This is a genomic window from Bacteroidales bacterium (assembly GCA_014860585.1).
In the GTDB taxonomy this organism is placed as follows: domain Bacteria; phylum Bacteroidota; class Bacteroidia; order Bacteroidales; family 4484-276; genus RZYY01.
In genome coordinates this window covers 34,339-54,733 of the sequence record JACZJL010000019.1, presented here as the reverse complement: position 1 = coordinate 54,733, position 20,395 = coordinate 34,339, and the positions used below count along the sequence as shown (strand labels likewise).

At 42.7% G+C, this 20,395-nt stretch carries 19 protein-coding genes and 1 pseudogene; 13 read left to right on the top strand and 7 right to left on the bottom strand.

Annotated features, from left to right (window positions below; translation table 11 throughout):
- Positions 1 to 62: 62 nt before the first annotated feature.
- The 4 genes and pseudogenes from IH598_02230 to IH598_02215 all read right to left on the bottom strand — a co-directional run bounded on the left by IH598_02230 (position 63) and on the right by IH598_02215 (position 4,981).
- Positions 63 to 1,043, bottom strand: a complete 981-nt coding sequence (locus tag IH598_02230) for an SDR family oxidoreductase (GenBank protein ID MBE0637321.1) — start codon at positions 1,041 to 1,043, stop codon at positions 63 to 65.
- Positions 1,044 to 1,229: 186 nt separating this feature from the next.
- Entirely contained in the window at positions 1,230 to 1,739 is a 510-nt protein-coding gene (locus IH598_02225; GenBank protein ID MBE0637320.1) for a hypothetical protein, read from the bottom strand.
- A gap of 110 nt (positions 1,740 to 1,849) precedes the next feature.
- Positions 1,850 to 2,833 (bottom strand): annotated as a pseudogene (locus tag IH598_02220) (virulence RhuM family protein).
- A 300-nt stretch (positions 2,834 to 3,133) separates the two neighbouring features.
- Positions 3,134 to 4,981, bottom strand: coding sequence for a tetratricopeptide repeat protein (locus tag IH598_02215; GenBank protein MBE0637319.1), 1,848 nt, complete (start codon positions 4,979 to 4,981; stop codon positions 3,134 to 3,136).
- Between the two features lie 584 nt (positions 4,982 to 5,565).
- Here IH598_02215 and IH598_02210 point away from each other — a divergent pair.
- The 5 genes from IH598_02210 to IH598_02190 all read left to right on the top strand — a co-directional run bounded on the left by IH598_02210 (position 5,566) and on the right by IH598_02190 (position 10,775).
- The gene (locus tag IH598_02210) at positions 5,566 to 6,300 is read left to right on the top strand and encodes an outer membrane lipoprotein-sorting protein (protein MBE0637318.1); all 735 of its coding nucleotides are present in this window, start codon (positions 5,566 to 5,568) and stop codon (positions 6,298 to 6,300) included.
- A gap of 116 nt (positions 6,301 to 6,416) precedes the next feature.
- Entirely contained in the window at positions 6,417 to 7,640 is a 1,224-nt protein-coding gene (locus tag IH598_02205) for an ABC transporter permease (protein ID MBE0637317.1), read from the top strand.
- Between the two features lie 9 nt (positions 7,641 to 7,649).
- On the top strand, positions 7,650 to 8,867 hold the full coding sequence (locus IH598_02200; protein ID MBE0637316.1) for an ABC transporter permease: 1,218 nt from the start codon (positions 7,650 to 7,652) through the stop codon (positions 8,865 to 8,867).
- A gap of 28 nt (positions 8,868 to 8,895) precedes the next feature.
- Entirely contained in the window at positions 8,896 to 9,585 is a 690-nt protein-coding gene (locus tag IH598_02195; GenBank protein ID MBE0637315.1) for an ABC transporter ATP-binding protein, read from the top strand.
- Complete coding sequence (locus IH598_02190; GenBank protein ID MBE0637314.1) at positions 9,582 to 10,775, top strand: hypothetical protein; 1,194 nt, start codon at positions 9,582 to 9,584, stop codon at positions 10,773 to 10,775. The genes IH598_02195 and IH598_02190 overlap by 4 nt, the downstream gene beginning before the upstream one ends.
- Before the next feature lie 14 nt (positions 10,776 to 10,789).
- Here the strand turns inward: IH598_02190 and IH598_02185 are convergent, their stop codons facing one another.
- Positions 10,790 to 11,053, bottom strand: coding sequence for a DUF2007 domain-containing protein (locus IH598_02185; protein ID MBE0637313.1), 264 nt, complete (start codon positions 11,051 to 11,053; stop codon positions 10,790 to 10,792).
- A gap of 272 nt (positions 11,054 to 11,325) precedes the next feature.
- Here IH598_02185 and IH598_02180 point away from each other — a divergent pair, with 272 nt between their 5' ends.
- Positions 11,326 to 11,856, top strand: a complete 531-nt coding sequence (locus tag IH598_02180; GenBank protein ID MBE0637312.1) for an AAA family ATPase — start codon at positions 11,326 to 11,328, stop codon at positions 11,854 to 11,856.
- Here the strand turns inward: IH598_02180 and rlmD are convergent.
- Positions 11,798 to 13,249 (bottom strand): 23S rRNA (uracil(1939)-C(5))-methyltransferase RlmD, encoded by a 1,452-nt coding sequence (gene rlmD, locus IH598_02175; protein MBE0637311.1) that lies wholly within the window; start codon positions 13,247 to 13,249, stop codon positions 11,798 to 11,800. The two genes, IH598_02180 and rlmD, sit on opposite strands and share 59 nt — an antisense overlap.
- Positions 13,250 to 13,328: 79 nt before the next feature.
- Entirely contained in the window at positions 13,329 to 14,291 is a 963-nt protein-coding gene (nusB, locus tag IH598_02170) for a transcription antitermination factor NusB (GenBank protein ID MBE0637310.1), read from the bottom strand.
- A 147-nt stretch (positions 14,292 to 14,438) separates the two neighbouring features.
- Here nusB and IH598_02165 point away from each other — a divergent pair, with 147 nt between their 5' ends.
- From IH598_02165 to IH598_02135, 7 genes are all read left to right on the top strand, one after another.
- Complete coding sequence (locus IH598_02165) at positions 14,439 to 14,822, top strand: DUF3276 family protein (protein MBE0637309.1); 384 nt, start codon at positions 14,439 to 14,441, stop codon at positions 14,820 to 14,822.
- Positions 14,823 to 14,977: 155 nt separating this feature from the next.
- Entirely contained in the window at positions 14,978 to 15,784 is an 807-nt protein-coding gene (locus IH598_02160; protein MBE0637308.1) for a ParA family protein, read from the top strand.
- A complete protein-coding gene (locus IH598_02155; protein MBE0637307.1) occupies positions 15,784 to 16,668 on the top strand; it encodes a ParB/RepB/Spo0J family partition protein in 885 nt (294 codons plus the stop codon). The genes IH598_02160 and IH598_02155 overlap by 1 nt, the downstream gene beginning before the upstream one ends.
- A gap of 38 nt (positions 16,669 to 16,706) precedes the next feature.
- Positions 16,707 to 17,294 (top strand): hypothetical protein, encoded by a 588-nt coding sequence (locus tag IH598_02150; protein MBE0637306.1) that lies wholly within the window; start codon positions 16,707 to 16,709, stop codon positions 17,292 to 17,294.
- Positions 17,295 to 17,296: 2 nt separating this feature from the next.
- Positions 17,297 to 18,037 (top strand): 4-hydroxy-tetrahydrodipicolinate reductase, encoded by a 741-nt coding sequence (dapB, locus tag IH598_02145; GenBank protein ID MBE0637305.1) that lies wholly within the window; start codon positions 17,297 to 17,299, stop codon positions 18,035 to 18,037.
- Between the two features lie 256 nt (positions 18,038 to 18,293).
- Positions 18,294 to 19,640 (top strand): signal peptidase I, encoded by a 1,347-nt coding sequence (gene lepB, locus IH598_02140; protein MBE0637304.1) that lies wholly within the window; start codon positions 18,294 to 18,296, stop codon positions 19,638 to 19,640.
- 21 nt (positions 19,641 to 19,661) lie between these two features.
- Entirely contained in the window at positions 19,662 to 20,345 is a 684-nt protein-coding gene (locus IH598_02135) for a DUF4412 domain-containing protein (GenBank protein ID MBE0637303.1), read from the top strand.
- Positions 20,346 to 20,395: the final 50 nt, after the last annotated feature.

The window sequence follows — 20,395 nt, the reverse complement described above, 5'->3', positions numbered from 1 at the left end:
TAACCGGCTTCAGGCAGGTTACAAAATTGACTGCTAACTATCGCCTTTAGACAGCTGCACTTTTATTCCTTCAGGTTGTCCCAATACCAATTGATTGCCCTGTCAAGTCCTTCATTGATATCGAATTGAGGACTATATCCAAGTAGTCTTTTTGCTTTTTCGATGGATGCGAGGGAATGCAGGATATCCCCTTTGCGCATATCGCCGTGGATTGCATTTATATTGGCAATTTCCGGATCGAAACGGCTAAGGTACATTTTTAACGAATCCACCAGGTGGTTTACGGTTGTGGCTTCGCCAAATGCGATATTATAAACGGTGTTCACCGCTTCCGGGTTTTCAACAGAAACTGCCAGTTCATTGGCCTTAATCACATTTTCGATGTAGGTAAAATCCCTCGACTGCTCGCCGTCACCATAAATCACAGGTGATTCATGTCTGACCAAAGCCTTGATAAACTTTGGGATTGCGGCAGCATAAGCTCCATCCGGGTCCTGGCGGCGGCCAAAAACATTGAAGTAACGCAACCCGATTGTTTCGAGGCCATAAAGAGTTGAGAATACCCCGGCATACAATTCATTGACATACTTGGTTACAGCATAAGGTGAAAGCGGGTTTCCAATCTTTTCCTCCACCTTGGGTAAAACGGCTGAATCGCCGTAAGTGGAACTGCTTGCTGCATAAACAAACCGCTTTATCCCAGCTTCCTTGGTGGCAATAAGCATATTTACAAACCCTGAAATGTTCACTTCATTGGTGGTTTTTGGGTCTTTGATGGATCGTGGAACCGAACCCATGGCAGCCTGGTGAAGCACAATATCCACTCCTTCAACAGCTTTATGACAGGTTTCAATGTCGCGGATATCACCATTAATCAGCATAAAATCAGGATGATCAAGAAATGGCCGGATGTTTTCCTCTTTCCCTGTGGCAAAATTATCAAGACAAACCACCCGGTTGTTCTGCTTCAGAAAATGTTCGACAAGGTTCGAGCCAATAAAACCGGCGCCACCGGTAATCAGGAGTTTTTTGTTTTGCAGCATAACGAAAATTGCTTTAGTCCATATCAGGCTTCAAAAGTCGGGAAAAATTTGGAATTGACGAAAATATCCAGTGACCGCCTCCTGACAGGGACGAAATATCGGTCACTTAGAAATTTCTGTCGTGCGGTCAGGGCTGGCTGTCATGGCTTGGATGCAAGCCCTGCAGGGGATTGCAGCCTTTAAGCTTTAATCGTTGTTGTGTTGTTCACCTTTTCTAAAAATGCCGAAGAAATGTTGAGCATAAAACTCATATTCGGCGATAGATTGTTTTGACAAATGGAAAGTACGCACGCCAGTAAGCCTGTAGCGGGTTTCGGAGGTGATTTGGTAGCCTGAAATCAACCGTTTGTAGTGCATGCATTGAATTTTCTCCGGCGAAACCACGACAAACCAGGCGTTTTTGTATGGGTATTCCAGGTACTTCTCGTCGAACTCAAAAAAGCCGTTGGCCCTGAACTTTACTTCAAGGTAGAACAAATCCCCTGTTTCGGCGCTCTGCACCACAAAATCGGGCATGTAGCGGAGGTTCTTGCTGGTGGTGTGATAGTCGCTTCTGATGATCTTGCTCAGGAAAGGGTGAATCCGTTCCAGGCCATAGTTGAATACATTGTACCCGTTTTGACTAAACAGATCCTGGATAAGTTGCTCGGCCATGCGCCCTTTGAGGATGTTGAGATTGAAGTTATTTGCCTGCATAAGATAGTTTTTAGTAAAATAATTGTTCCAGATCATTCCCTCAATCACTGGTGGGCTTTAAATGTTGTCAGTGCCTGCAAGTGAATGAATTACAACCATGCTGACCTCCTTTACTCCTTCAATTTCTTCACTTCCCGATCGAAATCACTTTTATAGGTATGGTCATGTATCACCCTGAATTTGTCGAACTCCTGTTCGGCCTTAAGCCGGGCTTCCAGCATTGTTACTTTGCCATGGTCTTTCAGGATCGGGTAGCTGGAGAGTTCCAGAAAGCTGTCCAGAAATTTTGCCCACTGCTGCATATTGAAAGCAACGCCGCGTTGCGCATTATTTTCGGCCAGGTCAATGTAAGCCGAAACTATACGGTTGAGTTCACTGATGTGCTGATGCGAGAGGTAGTTTTTGGCCACCGCAACATCGCTCTTTAAAATTTTACCATCCGGAGCGGCTTTCCAGGTTTTTTAACCCATATAAAGTTTGGTGGCATCGGCTTCGGTATAGATGATCTCCGCAGCGGTTTTCCCGGTGATTGCCCAGTGCAGCTTGTTTTGCACCGCTGCAAAAAACTTCCTGGTTTGCTCACTATGTTTGTCATAGTCGGTGCTCAGGGAATACAAGTCGGTGATTTTTTGGTAAAAACGGCGTTCGCTGGCGCGGATTTCACGGATGCGCTCCAGCAACTCATCAAAATAGTCCTGACCGAAATGCTTACCCTGCTTCAGCCGTTCATCGTCAATGATGAAACCTTTGATGATAAACTCGTTAAGGGTGGCTGTAGCCCATTTACGGAACTCGGTAGCCTGCACAGAATTGACCCGATAGCCAACAGCCAGAATTGCTTCGAGGCGGTAAAATTTAGTTTCATAATTTTTCCCGTCCGCCGCAGTATGTGTAAAAATTGCACACACTGAACTTTCATCCAGCTCCCGAGTGGCAAAAATGTTTCTCAGGTGCTTTGTAATAACCGAACGTTCTGCACCAAACAGTTCCGCCATGGCTTTTTGGGTAAGCCAGAAAGTTCCTTCCTGAAAATAAACAGAAATGTTCACTTTCTTGTCCATTGTATTGAATAACAATAAATCTCTTGCTTTCATATTACAGTTTTTGTTGATTTAAGCTTTCCTTGCTTTGCCAAAAATCCGTTCTAAAACCTTCCAGGTTTTGAAAACCTGGAAGGTTTCGCAACGCCAGAGGCTGTGTCTGAATGTTGCTTGTTTGATGGATTAATTCGGTCACTGCTTTTTTTTAGGTTAAAAATTGAACTACATTATCAGGGTTTCCATCCCCTCGTGCCTCGGGGATTTAAACCCTTTTTCTGTTTTTCTACCCCCATCCCACCATCCGGTGCAGCGAAGCCCCCACAACCGCCAACCAAAACCTCCATGCCAGCAAAATCATTCATTATTGGTGAGTTTATCAATATCTAATCCATTTTCCTGTAAAACTTGAATGGCTTGTTTAGCGTCTTGCTGGACAAGGAGATTTTCAGGGAACTGTTTTGCAATTGCAAGTGTTTCCAGTGCCAATGCGATTGATTTTGTTTTATCCGGAACAGACTTTAAATAAAAAATGCTCAAATTTATAAGCGTCATCGACACATCAGGCAGGTAGGCTTTAGGGTCCTCTTTGGAGAACACTCTGAAAATCTGTAAAGCTTCATGATATTTTTCCTGGGCGTCGCCAAATTCATTTTTATCTTTTTGTAAAACAGCCAAATTGTGTAAAGTCGTTGCCAAATCAGGCAAGTACTTACTTGGGTTCTCATTGGCAAGCGTTCTGTAGATATGCAGGGCTTCCTGATATTTTTCCATGGCATCGCCAAATTCATTTTTAGCCTTTTGCAAATTAGCTAAATTGTTCAAAGTCATTGCTACATCGTTCAGGTATAACTCAGGACACTCATCGGCAATCCCTCTGTAAATCTGCAAAGCTTCATGATATTTTTCCATCGAGTCACTAAATTCATTTCGAACATAATTTAATGCAGCGAGATTATTCAAAGTAGTAGCAACATAAGGTAAATAGGTTCCCGGGTTCACTGTGGCAAGTGCTCTTCTTATCTTCAAGGCCTCCTGATATTTTTCCATTGCGTCGCCAAATTCATTTTTAGCTTGTTGCAAATTTGCCAAATTGTTCAAAGTCATTGCCAGGTCAGGTAAATACGTTTCCGGTTTCTCAATGGCAAACGCCCGGTAAATCTGCAAAGCTTCTTCGTAAAGCGGTTGAGCCTTATTGAATTTGTTGTGCTTTTTAAGAAACAGAGCATATCCGGAAATAATCGCATGTGTGCGTGCGGCATCGAGGGCTTTTTCGTAGAAGTCGACAGTGCGCTCAAACCAATCGGGTTCAGTGTAAAAGGTGGCCCATAGCTGGGCTTTGATCAAAAACTCATTTGCTATTTGTTCGCAACTTATTTTTACCTCTGCTTTTTCCTGATCCAATTGGCTATCACGCTCTTTTAGTTTCGATAAATCCGAACTCATTTCTTCAGCTTTCAAAATGGCATCAGCTTCGCGGAATTCACCTTTGTCGAAATGTGCTTTGGCAAGGCGCAGGCGTTCGGTGTTGACGTTGATGCTGGTGAATGTGTCATACAATCGAAACACATCTTGTTTAAAACTTTCAACTTTCGATTTTATATCCTCAGTTTCGATGTCAACTCTTAATAAATCCTGTCTGAAACTTTCATCATCAGGATACTTTTCTATTCGAGCCTGGCACTCTCTTTTCTGCTGTTGTAAAGCAGTGAGTCTTGTTTCTAATTCCTGATAATCTTTTGCATTGACATAGATATTGGTAACAATCTTATCCCGACCTACATTATCCCCCGTCCCGCTGTGAGTTTGGTTGATAGAACTATCTGTAATGTTACTGTTGCTGATGTCCTGGTAGGCTTTATTGTGGTTTCCGGTGATGGTAATGGTACTGGTTTTGGTGATGTTCACCCCTGCCTGCTTTAGCTCCGTTTGCACGGCAGCGACTTTTTCGTTCAGCTCTTTTTGCAGTTCCTCATTGTCTTCCAGCTCCGATTCGAGGTTGCCCATTAGTTTGGCGATGGTTCCGGCATCGGCTTGTTGCTGCTCGATCAGAATCAGCCGCTCCTTTGATTTTTCACTTTTTGAAAAAACCTTTTGGCTCATCCAGTCCAAAAAACCGGTAACGGGCTCTTTCACCCCAGGCAATTTCAACCATTCCTGAGCCTGTGTCAGGATGGCGCCTGTTTGTTGGATTAATTCGGTCATTATTTTATTTTTTGATGGCATAAAAATAGTCTTTTGCTTTGAATACTCTCTGGTAATATTGTTTTTAAATACCACTAGCCGCCTTCTGCAATTGAATCTTCATATTACCCCCCTCCCCTGGCTAAAACCCGGCGGGATAACTTGGCAAAACCTGACTGGTTTAAATCCTTGTAAGGGTTGAAACAATCCACCTTCCCGCTTTCATCAGCCGACAAAGTAAAAACAGGTGAATGTCAGATCATGTCATTTTGAAAGATTATACTAAAAAATGCTTGGTCTCCATCATTTGCGTCAGAAAGTAAGATGGTTTCGATAATTACGAAAAAATGCCGGGTGTTTGCCTCAAAAGTCAGATAACTCACTGATAAACATTTCCCGACGATTTTCTTTATTTTCGGCTTTCTGTATCGCCAAAAAATTGCAACTTTGTAAAATCAAATAGAGGAAGCAGGTTCTTAAAGGAAATACATCAACCAGCAACCGGATCATAATGGCTGATTTTATAGCGTGATGCAACAGAACAAATACTAACATTTAAGCAATAAACTACAATGATTAAAATGAGTTCAGGACTTATGGCGGTGATGTTAATTGCATTGTTAACGATTGTTTACAACCCTGCTGTCCCTGCCCAGGATGCGACAGCCATCATCCGCCAGATGGACGGGAAAATGCGGGGTGAAGCTGCCTACACCGAAATGACCATGACCACCGTCAGACCGAGATACACCCGTGATATTTCGATGAAATCGTGGTCGCTTGGCGATGAGTACTCGCTCGTGCTGATCACTGCCCCGGCAAGGGACAATGGGACATCATTTTTGAAAAGAAAAAATGAGATGTGGAATTATGTCCCATCCATCGACAAAACAGTGAAAATGCCCCCTTCGATGATGTCGCAATCGTGGATGGGATCAGATTTCACAAACGACGACCTGGTCAGGGGGATCTCGATCGTGGATGACTACACCCATAGTTATAAAGGGGCTGAAGTGTATGAAACCCGGCAATGCCATGTGGTCGAACTCACTCCAAAACCCGACACACCGGTGGTTTACGACAAGGTAGTGTACTGGATTGACCAGGAGTTTGTTCTTCCGGTTAAGGTTCTTAATTATGATGAACGGGGAGAGTTGGCCAATACCATGTTTTTCAGGGATATCAAAGAGATGGGGGGACGCATGATCCCGGCAGTTATCGAATTAATTCCGGAAAACAAGCAGGGGCATAAAACAATTGTTCTGACAACCAGGGCAGATTATAATGTTACCCTTTCGCAGGATTTTTTCTCGATACAAAACCTGACAACAGTGAAATGAGAAGTGGGTAAAAACCAGTCGGCAACTGGCATGGGGCGGTTGACAAAAGGCAAAGGCAACCCGCATTGCTACAGAAATAAAAAATTAGTTAGTTGATCAATTTACAATATCTCTCAATGAAAATACTCTTTGCATTGGCCTGGAGAAACCTCTGGAGAAACCGAAAAAGGACGCTGATCACAATCAGTTCGGTGCTGTTTGCTGTTTTGCTTGCCATCGTTTTTATTTCGTTTGAGCAAGGTTCCTACGAACGGATGATTGACAGTATGGTCAAACTGAATACGGGGTACATTCAGATCCAGGATATTCTTTTTGAGGAAGAACCTTCGATCGACAACACCTTGTTGTATGATGATCAGTTGGAAGGGGTCATCAGCAAGTTTATTGACCAGGTTGACTTTGTTGTGCCACGCATCCAGAATTTTGCTCTGGTGGCAACGGACAAACAGACCCGGGGCAGCATGATCATTGGCATTGACCCCGGAAAAGAAGTAAAACTCAATAATCTTGCCGACAAGATGGCCGACGGCAATTTTTTACAACCTGCGGATGAAGAGATACTTCTGGCCAAGGGATTGGCTGAAATTCTGGCTATTAAAACCGGCGATACATTGATATTGCTTAGTCAGGGCTTCCAGGGAGCAACAGCAGCGGGAAAATTTGTTGTGAAGGGAATTGTTGATTTGAAAATCCCCGAATTGAACAACAACACGGTGTACATGTCACTGGAAGCGGCACAATGGTTCTATGTGGCCGAAAACCGGCTGACTTCGCTCATTGTCATGCCAAAAGACCCCAAAAATACCAGGAGACTAGCTGCCGGTCTGTCAAAAAACATTGACCATGAGTGGCAAAAGGTTCTAACCTGGGAGCAATTGCTTGCCGATTTGCTTCAATTGATGAAATTTGATCAGGCCGGGACCAAAATGATGACCTTCATACTATACATTGTTATCGCCTTTGGATTGTTCGGCACCGTGTTAACAATGATGATCGAGCGCCAGAGAGAATTCGGCATGTTGATCTCCATAGGCTTGAAACGTCATCAACTTGCAACGATATGCTTCCTGGAAACATTAATGATCAGTTTCACAGGAGTATTAGCGGGGATGATCATTGCGATCCCGGTAGTCGTCTGGTTTTACATCCATCCCATCCAACTCACCGGCGATATGGCCAGGACCATACTTGAATATGGCTTTGAACCCATCATGCCTTTTTCAACAGACCCATGGGTATTTGTATCACAGGCCAAAATAGTGCTGATCATTTCCCTGGTCATTGGTTTGTATCCAATTTATAAAATACTCAAGCTTAACATTATGGAAGTAAGACAATAAGACATGAAAATGTTACTAATAATATCATGGCGCAATATCTGGAGAAATCCCCGCCGCAGCTTGGTGATGATTGCAGCCGTTATGGTTGGCATTTGGGCCGGTGTGTTTGTATCCTCACTCAGCATGGGTATTGTTGAGCAGCGTTTCAGAACCGGGATTGAGCAGCATATCTCCCACATTCAGATACACACGCCGGAGTTTATCAAAGAAAGCAATGTGAATCAAAAGATTGAAGACTGGAGCGGGCTGAAATCGACTCTTGAAAATGACCCTGATATCATAAGTTTTTCGGGAAGAACCAGAATAACCGGGATGCTGGCTACCTCAAACCTGACCAGCAGCATCAACCTTATCGGAATTGACACTGCCAGGGAGTCGACAACCTCGAAATTGTACACCAATATCAAAGAAGGTACATATTTTGGTGGAAATGAACGTAACCCGATTTTGATCGGTAAGAAACTTGCTGATAAAACAAAATCAACAGTTGGCTCCCGAATAGTGATCACTTTTCAAAATACAGAGGGAGAACTTACCTCGGCGCTTTTCCGTGTCGGAGGCATTTACCAGACTTCCAATTCAATGATTGATGAGCGTTCGGCTTATGTGCTTCAGACAGACATTCAGGAATTCCTGGGTAACGAGCCGGTCATCAACCAGGTGGCCATTATTTGCCGCCAGACCGGGATCGTGGATAGCGTGGTAAATAGGTACCAGAGCATATATCCCCAACTTACCATCCGGCCTTGGAACGAAATTTCCCCTGACCTTAGTTACATGCAGGAGATGTCGGGGATGATGCTGCTGATCATTCTCATCATCATCCTTTTTGCACTTGGATTCGGATTGCTCAACACTATCCTCATGTCGGTGTATGAACGGATTCGGGAACTGGGCATGCTGATGGCTGTTGGAATGAATAAAAAACGTGTGTTCGGGATGATCCTTTTCGAAACTGTTTTTATTACTATGATTGGGGCGCTTCTCGGGATGATAACCGGTATGTTTACAATTAAAATCTTTCAACATACCGGGATTGATTTCTCCACTGTCGGAGGGGACTCGCTCAATGCTTTTGGTTTTGAATCTGTTGTTTATCCATCCATCGAGCCTTCACTATTTTTGATGGTCACTTTCTTATCTGCAATGACCGCCGTTCTCACTGCAATTTATCCCGCTTTGAAAGCTTTGAGATTAAATCCTGCTGAAGCTGTGCAAAAAGAGTAACTTTTAATCATTCAAAAAAACCACCTCAATGAATATCATTACAACTGAAAACCTGACGAAAATATACAATGATGCGGCAATGCCTGTAAAAGCACTGAACAAGGTCAATCTAACCTTTGCAGAAAGTGAGTTTACAGCTATCGTAGGCCCATCAGGAAGCGGGAAAACTACCCTACTCAATATGTTAGGCGGTCTGGATAAACCCACCGAAGGAAAGATCTTTATCGACGGGACTGAAATCACAGCGCTCAAAGACTCCCGATTGATTGATTACCGGTTGAACAATATCGGGTTTGTTTTTCAATCATACAATCTGCTACCGGTATTGACAGCTATCGAAAATGTATCGTTTATCATGTTGTTGCAAAAAACCAATCGTCAGGAAATGGAGAAGCGGGCAAAAGAAATGCTTATCCAGGTTGGCCTGGAAGATAAAATGTATGTTCGGCCCCCGAAACTCTCCGGCGGTCAACAACAGCGGGTGGCCGTAGCCAGAGCGCTGGCTTCTAAGCCAAAATTTGTCCTTGCCGACGAACCCACAGCAAACCTTGATACTACCTCGGCTTTCAACCTGCTCGACATCATGGAGAAGCTCAATTTAGAGGAAAAGATCACCCTGATATTCTCTACACACGACCATCGGGTCATCGAAAGGGCACGGAGGGTGATTACCCTGGTTGATGGCGCTGTGAGTAAAGATGAGTATTTTGACAGATGATGGCACTATCGCAGAAAATACAATTGATCTCATTGCGGGTATTGCTCCTTTGCCTAACCTTTGTCGTGACAGGAATTAACCAAACTTTACCTGCTCAAAATCCTGTGAATTTCACCATCAAAGGTTATGTTAAAGAATTGCCATTGTTGACATTGGATAAAGAATTTTCTGATCCGGAATTTACCAATGTTCTTCATAACCGTTTGAACATGAGGTTGGACATATCCTCTGACTTTCACATTGCTTTAGAAGGGCGCAACCGGTTATTTTACAACGAAATATTTGTTGAGAATCCGGCCTACAGGGATTTCATCGGTTATGATCCGGGATTAATGGATTTGTCATGGACATGGTTTTCGAAAGGTAAATGGTTAGGAAATACAATGGTTGACCGTTTTTACCTTGACTGGCGTAAAGAAAACCTCCAGGTAAGAATTGGCCGGCAGCGGATTAACTGGGGAATTAACTTTGTGTCCAACCCCAACGATCTTTTCAACACTTTTTCATTTTTTGATTTCGATTATGACGAACGTCCCGGCGCGGATGCCATCAGGGTTCAATATTTCATCGACCATCTGTCGCAGGTTCAGTTCGCTATCAGCCCGGCCAGATACGGCCGCGAAATGGTGGCTGCCGGTATGTACAATTTTAATCAGAACAATTTTGATTTTCAGACCCTGGCCGGGTATTACAAAAACCGGCTGGCCATTGGACTGGGCTGGGCGGGAAACATAGGCCATGCAGGCTTCAAAGGTGAAGGTACATGGTTTTATGATTTGGAGAAAATTCCAGGTCTAAAACGCGGTAACCTCGTAGCCTCCGTCGGAATGGACTACCTCTTTGGTTCCGGCACTTTTGGTGTAATAGAATTGCTTTATAACGGAGGATTTGAAAGAGGCAAAACTGAAAATTTAAGGCTAATACAACCTCTTCAACCTGACAACATTATGTTCTCGGAATTCGCAGCAACAATTAGTATTAATCACCCTTTTTCCCCTATACTTAACGGAGTCGTATCTGTAATGGCGTTGCCCGATAATAAAGCCATCTTTATGTCGCCGGGGATTACGTGGAGCGTTTTGACCGATTTGGACTTTGGGTTTCTGGCACAAATTTTTACTGCAGGAGAAACATCTGCATTTTCTGAAGCCGGATCTTTGTGGATGATCACTTTTAAGTATTCATTTTAATGACAAGGAAAAAGTTACATGCCCTCTTCACTCATCACATCTTCCTCATAATACCGCTCAACAATGATTTTGGCATCCTCACGATCTTCTCGATCAACAAAAACACTGACTGATCCTACTGCTTCGGGTGCACTCTGGATAGGAGCATCCATCCCCCAAATCTCGTCTCCAAGATAGGCCTCAATGTCATTGTCCATCAACATATCCTTGATAATCTCAGCTTGCCATAATGTGCCCGAGAAAATCTCTACCGGTTTTAAATTATCTTTTGTGCCCATAATATGAATCTTTAAGAAGAATAAATCAGTCTTGAATTGTTCAAAAGTAGTAAAAAAACACCAATCGAACCGAAAAAGTATAGGGAATTTTTCAACAGATTGTTAAGAATTGGGCTTACTTAACCAGACAATGGGGTAAATAGTTCATTTACAACCAAAGATTGTGTGTAAATGCATCCTTCCCCCGCTTCAACATCCTGTTAAGCAATAGTTTAGCAATCAAACTCTATGACGTATCGACAAATAACTATTTTTGCATGCAAAATGTGTTCATGAAGAACGTTTACCTGATCGGTTATATGGGCAGCGGCAAGTCAACAGCAGGCAAACAACTTGCACGTTTGCTGGATTATTCTTTCATTGACCTCGATCATGCATTTGAAGAAACCTATAGAATCTCCATTGTTGATTTTTTTCAGAAATACGACGAAGAAGCCTTCCGGCTCATTGAGCGAAGACTGCTGCAAAGCACCTTTTCGCTCGAAAAGCATGTGATCTCAACCGGCGGAGGAACAGCCTGCTACAGTGACAACATTCACCTCATCAACCAGCACGGGCTTTCGGTGTATATCCGGATGCATCCGGATTCACTTTTTTTACGGCTGAAAAACGCCAAACGTCCCCGCCCGCGCATTTCAGAACTTAATGATGAAGAATTGAAAGTTCAAATTTTTGATGACATGCAGCATCGGGATGATCTTTACAAACTGGCGCACTTTCATATAAAAGGAGAAAGTCTGGATTTCAAAGCATTGGCTTCACTAATTGCTCCTGAATTGGGAATTTCCTTACAAGCAGACTGACATTTTCGACGTGATGCGTTTGTGGGAACATGTCCACCGGCTGGATTTGTTCAAGGACATATTTTTCGGCCAATAAAGCTATATCTCTCGCCTGGGTTGCCGGGTTACAACTCACATAAACAATCTTTTGCGGCTCAATATTCAACAGTTGCTGAATCACCTTAGGATGCATACCTGCACGTGGAGGGTCGGTGATGATCATCTGCGGTTTTCCGTGCTCGCTGACGAATTGCTCATTAAGGGTTTCAGCAATATCTCCGACAACAAAACGGGTATTCCCAATTCTATTCATCTTTGAATTTTCGATGGCATCATCAATGGCTTCAGGTATATATTCAACTCCAATCACCTTCCCTACCCTCTTCGCAATAAAATTGGTGATCGTTCCTGTACCACAATATAAATCATAAACGGTTTCATGTCCCTCAAAACCGGCAAACTCACGAACTACCTGGTACAATCTGAGTGCTTGCCTTGAGTTGGTTTGATAAAAGGATAACGGCCCTACTTTGAAATTCAGATCCTCCATCTTTTCCACAATGTAATTTTTACCTGAATAATGCTGAATTTCGAGATCGTTGATGGTGTCATTATGTTTTGGATTCACCACATAAAACAGCGAGGTAATCTGTGGAAATTGCTCTAACAAATGATCCAGTAATGCAGTAATCTGTTCCGTTTCATTGGCGCCAAAGGCAATGATTACCATGGTTTCTCCTGTTGAGCTGGTGCGGATGGTGGCAGTGCGTAAAAAACCCCTGTGTACCCTTGAATCATAGAATGTAAGGTTATTCAATATCCCCCAATCGCGCAAGGCAAGCCGGATGCTATTCGAAGGTTCAGCCTGGAGATAGCAGTTTTCCAAATCAACAATGCGGTCGTACATCCCGGGCAGGTGCATTCCAAGTCCATTGGCATTTGGAGGTGTGTCTTGAATGATTTTATTCTCGAGAAGCCATTTTCGGTTGGAGAAGGAAAATTCGAGTTTATTACGGTAAAAATATTGTTCCTCGGATGCAATGATGGGGTTAAAAGGCGGAAGGGTCAGTTTCCCAATTCGGGTAAAGTTGTCAACCACCTGTTTTTGTTTAAAAAACAACTGGTGCTCATAACCAAGATGTTGCCATTTGCACCCTCCACATAGTCCAAAATGCTCACAACGGGGTTCAACCCGTTTTTCAGAAAGGTGATGATACTTAACAATCTTCCCTTCGTAAAATGACTTTTTCTTACTCACGACCTTGATATCCACCACATCACCGGGAGCAGCAAATGGAACGAATACAACCATATTATCAACCCTGGCTACTGCTTTCCCTTCGGCGCCTGCATCCAGGATTTCAACCTTTTCGAGTAAGGGCAGGTCAACCTTTCTTTTTTTTCTTCCTGACATCTGGATTAAAGGCTTATCATAAATGGATGAATGCTTAAGACTTATAAATGATCTGACTGGGGCTAAATCCTGAATTCGATTATTCAATCAGACCCCTGCCGGCCTTTACTATCTGTCCGGACTCTTTCAGGTCAATGATCATTTTGTCGAGTACACCGTTGATGAAGACGCGGCTTTTTGGGGTACTATACATTTTGGCCAGTTCGATGATTTCGTTCATGGTTACTTTAATAGGTATCGATGGAAATTCCATCAACTCGGCAAGTCCCATTTTTAACAAAATGACATCCATAAGCGTAATACGGCTCAAATCCCAGTTACTGGCTTTTTCCTCAATAATTTTTTCGTAATCTTTACTTTTTAGGATGGTCTTATGAAAGAGCTTAACCATGTATTTTTTGTCCTCCTCCGGATCATCCTTCCCATCAGCATTATAAAGTGGCGGTAAAGGCCTGGCAATGTCGTCATTCTGGTTCATACTACTGATGATTTTCAATACGCAATAATTGGCCAGGTCAATATCATTTGCCCAATAAACGCTGATTTCTTCGTAATGCGACTCAAGAAAATCGTTTTCCATGGCAATCATGATGAAGATGGTGGAAAACAGCTCCTTATCCTCTTCAAAGGAATGCTTCGAGCTTGCCATGTATTTCTTATAAACATCCAGTTCACGGACATCATTGTACGACCTCCTGATCAGATCCTCGTTGTCCACCCAGTTAATCTTGTAAGCATTCTTACGACGCAGATAATCCTTGTTTTCCGTTAGTTTCTCCGTGAAAAAATTATCGATGAATTTTGTATTTGGATTAAGATCTTCAGGTGTGGGGTAGAACTTTTTCTTGTTTTCTTCCGCCCTTTTTGCCGCAAATTTTACAATTTCCACAAGAAAAGAGAGCTGATAAATCGCAAGCTCATAGATACGTTCAGTGCTTTTCAGCATGTTTTTCTCTGCAATTTGCAAATCGCTCCCATCATTGATAAAGTAAGCGTAAAGTGCCTGCAAAGTTTTGATTCTTAAATGCCTTCTGCTAAGCATAAAGTGTAAGAACAGGTTAAATGAAAAATATTGTGGCGGCAAAAGTAGGTTTTTTTTACGGGCAATTTTTTTATTTTGCACCAAAATTTATCGTTTTAAGTATTAATACATATTTTTGCAATCATAAAACCCAAAAGATTGATCAAAATGGAAGATTCATTTAACAAGGACAACAGGGAGGACGTTTTCTCATTAGCGATTAGGGCAGGAAAAAGGACTTACTTTTTTGATGTGAAAGAAACCAGGGGTGGTGAGAAGTACCTCACGATAACTGAGAGCAAGCGGAGATTTAGTAATGAGTCGGGAAAATTTTTCTATGAAAAACATAAGATTTTCCTTTACCATGAAGACTTCGAGAAGTTTACCCATGGCTTGAACGGTGTAATTGAATTTATTGAAACCGGAAAAGAGCCGGTGGTTGCGGTAGAGGAAAAACCTTCATCGGATGCACCGGATCTTAGCTTCGATGATCTTAAAGAAGACAAAAGTTTTAGCGACGAAAGCGCTGATGAAGATCTGAAGACCGAATAACCTGACAATCAGTTTCACTTTTCGCAGATGCTTCAATCATGAAGGCTTCAACAGCGTACATCATCCGTTTTGTGTTGATTACTTTTTAAAACTTAGCGCCCTGCTAAGCATTTAAGTTTTACTTTTGTCCGGTTAAAATTTGACGAATATTCTATATGGGAAAAGTAATTGCCATTGCCAATCAAAAGGGAGGAGTCGGAAAAACCACAACTGCAATAAACCTAAGTGCAGGCTTTGCTGTACTGGAGTTTAAGACACTTTTGATTGATGCCGACCCCCAGGCCAATTCCACTTCGGGGCTTGGGCATGACCCACGAAACGTCCAAACAAGCATATACGAATGCATCATCGACGATCTTGACCCGGCAAAGACCATCCTGCATACCACAACACCTCATCTGGATATCATCCCTGCACACATTGACCTTGTGGGCGCCGAAATAGAAATGATCAATATGCCCAACCGCGAAAAAATGATGAAACGGGCCATTGACAAAATTAAAGACGATTACGCCTTCGTGATTATTGACTGTTCACCCTCGCTCGGTTTGGTTACTGTGAATGCCCTTGCCGCTGCCGATTCGGTCATCATTCCTGTTCAGTGCGAATACTTTGCACTTGAAGGGCTTGGAAAATTATTGAATACAATCAAGATTGTCCAATCCCGGATGAACCAAAACCTCGACATCGAGGGAATATTGCTCACTATGTATGACACGCGTCTTCGATTGGCCAAGCAGGTAGTTGAAGAAGTCAGGACTCATTTTCAGCAAATGGTCTTTGATACGATTATTCATCGCAACACCAAGTTGGGCGAAGCGCCAAGTTTTGGAGAAACTATCATCATGCACGACGCCGAATCCAGCGGTGCAATCAACTATCTGAACCTGGCCAGGGAAATATTGCAGAAAAACAAAATGACAAAAATTGAACATTCAGAAATAGATTTAGACCTGAACTAATGATGAGTAAAACAAGAAAAGGCTCGCTGGGAAGAGGACTGGAAGCGATTTTGCAAAGCCCTGAAACCGATATCACCTCCAAAGATATTTCAGGTAACTATGTGGTTGGAGCCATTGCCAACATCGCAATCGAAAAGATTGAAACCAACCCCTTTCAACCCCGAAACAAATTTGAGGAAATCGCACTCAATGAGTTGGCTGACTCTATTCGTGAACAAGGCATCATTCAACCGCTAACCGTAAGAAAACTCGGCTATGACAAATACCAGATCATTGCAGGTGAGCGCCGTTTAAGAGCTTCACGAATTGTAGGACTAACCGAGGTGCCCTGTTATATCCGAGTTGCCAATGATGAAGAAATGCTCGAATTGGCGCTGATCGAAAATATCCACAGGCAGGACCTCAACGCCATCGAAATCGGAATCAGCTACCAGCGGCTGATGGAGGAGTGCAAGCTCACACAGGAAGAACTAAGTAAACGTGTTGGAAAACAGCGTTCTACGATAGCCAACTACGTACGTCTGCTCAAATTGCCTGCCGAAGTTCAGGTAGCCATTCGCGACAACCTCATTACAATGAGCCATGCCCGCTCATTCATTACTATCGAAAACCGTGAAGATCAGCTGAACCTGCTGGCAGAGATTCTCGAAAACGAGCTTTCAGTCAGGGAAATTGAGCAAAAAGTGAAGCAGGCCAGAAAGGTAAAAGTAAAGAAAAGATCGACTCCATTACCAGAAAAATACCAATCATTCACAAGGGCATTTGGCCAGGCGCTAAGCACAAAGGTGATGTTAAAGAAAAATACTAAAGGTCAGGGCAGTATCGTTATCAACTTCACTTCCGAGGAGGAGTTCGACAGGATTGTCGCACAGCTTTACAGGTAGCATTTTTTTTGACCTTTTCATCAATAAAATTTCGCTTATTGAGACGCCTTCCTAACATAACAGGCATTCTGAAACTAACATTCCCGGTGCTTATCATCATAGTTTTGAGCTCACAACAACTCAATGCGCAAACAACACCTGTAAAGAGTGACACCCTGGAAATACATTCCGCTAAAAAGGCTGCAATCATGTCGGCTGTGTTGCCTGGATTAGGCCAGGGATACAATAAGAAATACTGGAAAATACCGATCATTTATGCCGGTTTCGGCACCTTATATTATTTTATCCGCCTGAATGGAACGGAGTACCGCAATTTCAGGGATGCATACAATATAGTAGCAGCAGGTGACACCGCTAATTTTATCTACAACGATTATATTGTGAGATACAATGCCAACCTGAACCAGCTGCAGGAAGGGAGGAATTACTACCGGCGTAACCTGGAACTCACCTATATTTTAACCGGCCTGCTTTATATTCTCCAGATCGTTGATGCCAGTGTGGATGCCAACCTGTATGATTTTGATGTGAGTGAAGACCTGACTTTGCGGTTCGAACCAATGAGCAATTACCATTATTTTGCATACCGGCCTTCACCGGGTTTAACCCTGAGATATAAATTTTAATCATGATAAAACTGGTATTAATCGGTTACGGAAAAATGGGCAAAACCATCGATGCTTTAGCCAGGCAGGAAGGCTTTGAAGTGATAGCAAAAATTAATTCGGAGCATGACTGGATATCAGGCAGATTAAAACTGAATGAGGCTGATGTGGCCATTGAATTTACCACTCCGGCTGCTTCTGCCGGAAATATCCGCCGTTGCTTTGAAATTCAACTTCCTGTTGTTTGCGGTACTACAGGATGGGAAAATGAAAAGGAATCAATTAAAAATGAATGTATTTCAAACCACAAAACCCTCATTGTTGCACCAAATTTTAGTCTCGGGGTTAATATCTTTTTTATGGTCAACCGGTATATCGCAGGCCTGATGAACGCTGCCAATCAATTTGATATTGAAATTGAAGAGATTCATCATGTCCACAAGCTAGACACTCCCAGTGGCACTGCCAAAGAACTTGCCAACGATCTGATTAAATTGGTTGACCGGAAAACCAGTTGGGTAAACCACGAAACCAACGTCAAATCAGAACTTCCTGTAATTTCAAAGCGAGCCGGTGAAGTCCCGGGCACTCACATTGTCCGCTATTTCTCAGCAATCGATGAAATTGAAATAAAGCATTCAGCCAAAAGCCGCTCCGGATTTGCCTTCGGTGCGCTGCTGGCTGCAAAGTGGATAAAAGGAAAAACAGGCTATTTTACCATGGACGACTTGATGCAATCAATGTTTGCCAACCGTGTGAAATAACAAAACCCGACAAATAGAGTTAATAGTAAAAAAAACAATAAACTGTTTTCAAATGAGTACACTTTTCATCCTGATCCTGATTTTTTTATTTTTCCCGGCCTTCCTTTATCGTATTTTCCCCAAGGCCCGCGTTGCTTCCTGGAAAGCCTTCGTGCCGCTGCTCAACTACTGGGAATGGAACAAGTTAAACCAAAAACCTGTCTGGTGGTTCCTGCTGCTGTTTTTCCCTTTCATCAACATCTTTATGGTATTCCTGATGATTGTAGAAACCGCAAAGGCTTTCGGTAAATTTACCTTAGGACAGCAGGCACTCGCAGTTATTTTTCCATTCATCTACCTGCCTTACCTTGGGATCAAAACAGATGAGAAATATCTTGACAACAAAAATCGTCCGGTTTTTAAGAAATCTTCAGCTAGGGAATGGATTGATGCCATTATTTTTGCTGTAGTTGCTGCAACCATCATCCGCACCTTTCTGCTTGAAGCTTACACCATTCCCACTTCTTCGATGGAGAAATCGCTGCTTGTAGGTGATTTTTTGTTTGTAAGTAAAATGGCTTACGGTCCAAAAGTGCCGATGACACCCATAGCATTCCCGTTTGTTCACCACTCCATGCCGCTTACCGGCGGCAAATCATATGTGGAATGGCTAAAACTTCCGTATTATCGTTTCCCGGGATTTGGTAACGTGAAACTCTATGACGCCGTTGTTTTCAATTACCCCAGTGGCGACACCGTAGTGCTGGAACGACAAAATGAAGATTATTATCAGATTGTAAGAGATGCTGAAAACAGTTTCCTGCAACAATATGGCGAACGCTACGAACCGGGTATGGGTAGAAACTGGGTTTGGTCGAAATACAAGGTAACTGCCCGCCCGTTGGATAAAAGAGAAAACTACATCAAACGCTGCATGGCTATGCCAGGTGATACGCTCGAGATCATTAATAAAGTAGTCTATTTAAATGGTAAAGAAGCCTACTTACCTGACGACATGCAGTTTAATTACGTGGTGACAGCAACCGGACAGGGTTTTACTCAACACGAACTTCAAAAGATCATGGATGACCTCGGTGTGAATGAAGGAAGGGCGATAACTCCAAGCAGAATACTACTTCCGCTAACAAGAGCTATGGTTGATAAACTCAGAAACAACCCCCGGATTCGAAGTGTCGAACTCGAAATTCGACCAAAAGGAGAGCATTATAGTCCGATTTTCCCGCATGACCCTGGTAATTTTAGCTGGAACGAGGATAACTTCGGCCCATTGATAATCCCAAAAGCAGGGGTAACAGTGCAAATTAATCCCCAGAACATTGCCCTCTACCGCAAACTTATTAATATATACGACAACAACGCACTGAAAGAAATTGACGGGAAAATTTTTATTAATGGCGTTGAAGCCACTTCCTATACCTTTAAACAGGATTATTTCTGGTTAATGGGTGATAACCGCGACAACTCGGCCGACTCGCGCTTTTGGGGATTCGTTCCTGAGGACCATGTCGTCGGAAAAGCCGTTTTTGTTTGGCTTTCTTTAGAAAAAAATAAAGGGTGGTTCTCGGGAAAAATTAGATGGAACAAATGTTTAAGAGTTATATAGTTTAACATAAAATCATACGACATGAAAAAAGTTGGAATTTCACTCCTGGCAATGTTTTTAATATTCGGAATTTCGCAAAAGTTGAATGCACAAAAGAAACAGTTTACCGGTAAAGTCATTTACAGGATATCTTTTGACATGGCTGATATACCGCCGGAAGCGAGTGGCATGATGCCAACTACTATGGCTATGTACATTGGTAATAACAAGGTGAAAACCGAAATCATTACCGTGATGGGCAATCAAAGCACAATTCTCGATTTGAACGATAAAACCCACACTACACTGATGGATATCATGGGAGAAAAGCTGGCGATCAAAGACACCTACGAGTCGCTCATGGAGGAACTGAAAAACACACCTGAATATGTTATCGAAGCTACCGATGAAACGAAAGAAATTGCAGGACACCCATGTAAAAAAGTATTATTGAAAAAGGTCAAAGAAGGGGAAGAAGTTGTTGATGGTGAACTATGGCTTACTACCAATCTTAACCTTCATCCGAATTTCTACTTTAACCAGCCCAGCTACAAAGATTTAAAAGGTTTGATGATGGAGTACGAAATGGATGCAGGAAACAATATGAAAATGAAACTAACTGCCGTGGAAGTAACAGGTCAAAAAATCAAAGACGCAGATTTTGAAATCCCTGAAGATTATGAAGTTATTACACGCCAGGAATTAAGTAAAAAATTCGGGTTTTAAGTTTCTGAACGAAAAAATTGCTTTCAAAGCCGTCCCGGGAATCTATTCGA

Excerpts from the sequence above, each read along its gene's own strand:
- dapB (MBE0637305.1), top strand. The coding sequence starts at position 17,297 with ATGATAAAACTGGTATTAATCGGTTACGGAAAAATGGGCAAAACCATC.
- IH598_02165 (MBE0637309.1), top strand. The coding sequence starts at position 14,439 with ATGGAAGATTCATTTAACAAGGACAACAGGGAGGACGTTTTCTCATTA.
- lepB (MBE0637304.1), top strand. The coding sequence starts at position 18,294 with ATGATTGTAGAAACCGCAAAGGCTTTCGGTAAATTTACCTTAGGACAG.
- IH598_02210 (MBE0637318.1), top strand. The coding sequence starts at position 5,566 with ATGTTAATTGCATTGTTAACGATTGTTTACAACCCTGCTGTCCCTGCC.
- IH598_02190 (MBE0637314.1), top strand. The coding sequence starts at position 9,582 with ATGATGGCACTATCGCAGAAAATACAATTGATCTCATTGCGGGTATTG.
- IH598_02230 (MBE0637321.1), bottom strand. The coding sequence starts at position 1,043 with ATGCTGCAAAACAAAAAACTCCTGATTACCGGTGGCGCCGGTTTTATT.
- nusB (MBE0637310.1), bottom strand. The coding sequence starts at position 14,291 with ATGCTTAGCAGAAGGCATTTAAGAATCAAAACTTTGCAGGCACTTTAC.
- rlmD (MBE0637311.1), bottom strand. The coding sequence starts at position 13,249 with ATGTCAGGAAGAAAAAAAAGAAAGGTTGACCTGCCCTTACTCGAAAAG.
- IH598_02195 (MBE0637315.1), top strand. The coding sequence starts at position 8,896 with ATGAATATCATTACAACTGAAAACCTGACGAAAATATACAATGATGCG.
- IH598_02200 (MBE0637316.1), top strand. The coding sequence starts at position 7,650 with ATGTTACTAATAATATCATGGCGCAATATCTGGAGAAATCCCCGCCGC.
- IH598_02180 (MBE0637312.1), top strand. The coding sequence starts at position 11,326 with ATGAAGAACGTTTACCTGATCGGTTATATGGGCAGCGGCAAGTCAACA.
- IH598_02185 (MBE0637313.1), bottom strand. The coding sequence starts at position 11,053 with ATGGGCACAAAAGATAATTTAAAACCGGTAGAGATTTTCTCGGGCACA.
- IH598_02135 (MBE0637303.1), top strand. The coding sequence starts at position 19,662 with ATGAAAAAAGTTGGAATTTCACTCCTGGCAATGTTTTTAATATTCGGA.
- IH598_02160 (MBE0637308.1), top strand. The coding sequence starts at position 14,978 with ATGGGAAAAGTAATTGCCATTGCCAATCAAAAGGGAGGAGTCGGAAAA.
- IH598_02155 (MBE0637307.1), top strand. The coding sequence starts at position 15,784 with ATGATGAGTAAAACAAGAAAAGGCTCGCTGGGAAGAGGACTGGAAGCG.
- IH598_02215 (MBE0637319.1), bottom strand. The coding sequence starts at position 4,981 with ATGACCGAATTAATCCAACAAACAGGCGCCATCCTGACACAGGCTCAG.
- IH598_02205 (MBE0637317.1), top strand. The coding sequence starts at position 6,417 with ATGAAAATACTCTTTGCATTGGCCTGGAGAAACCTCTGGAGAAACCGA.
- IH598_02225 (MBE0637320.1), bottom strand. The coding sequence starts at position 1,739 with ATGCAGGCAAATAACTTCAATCTCAACATCCTCAAAGGGCGCATGGCC.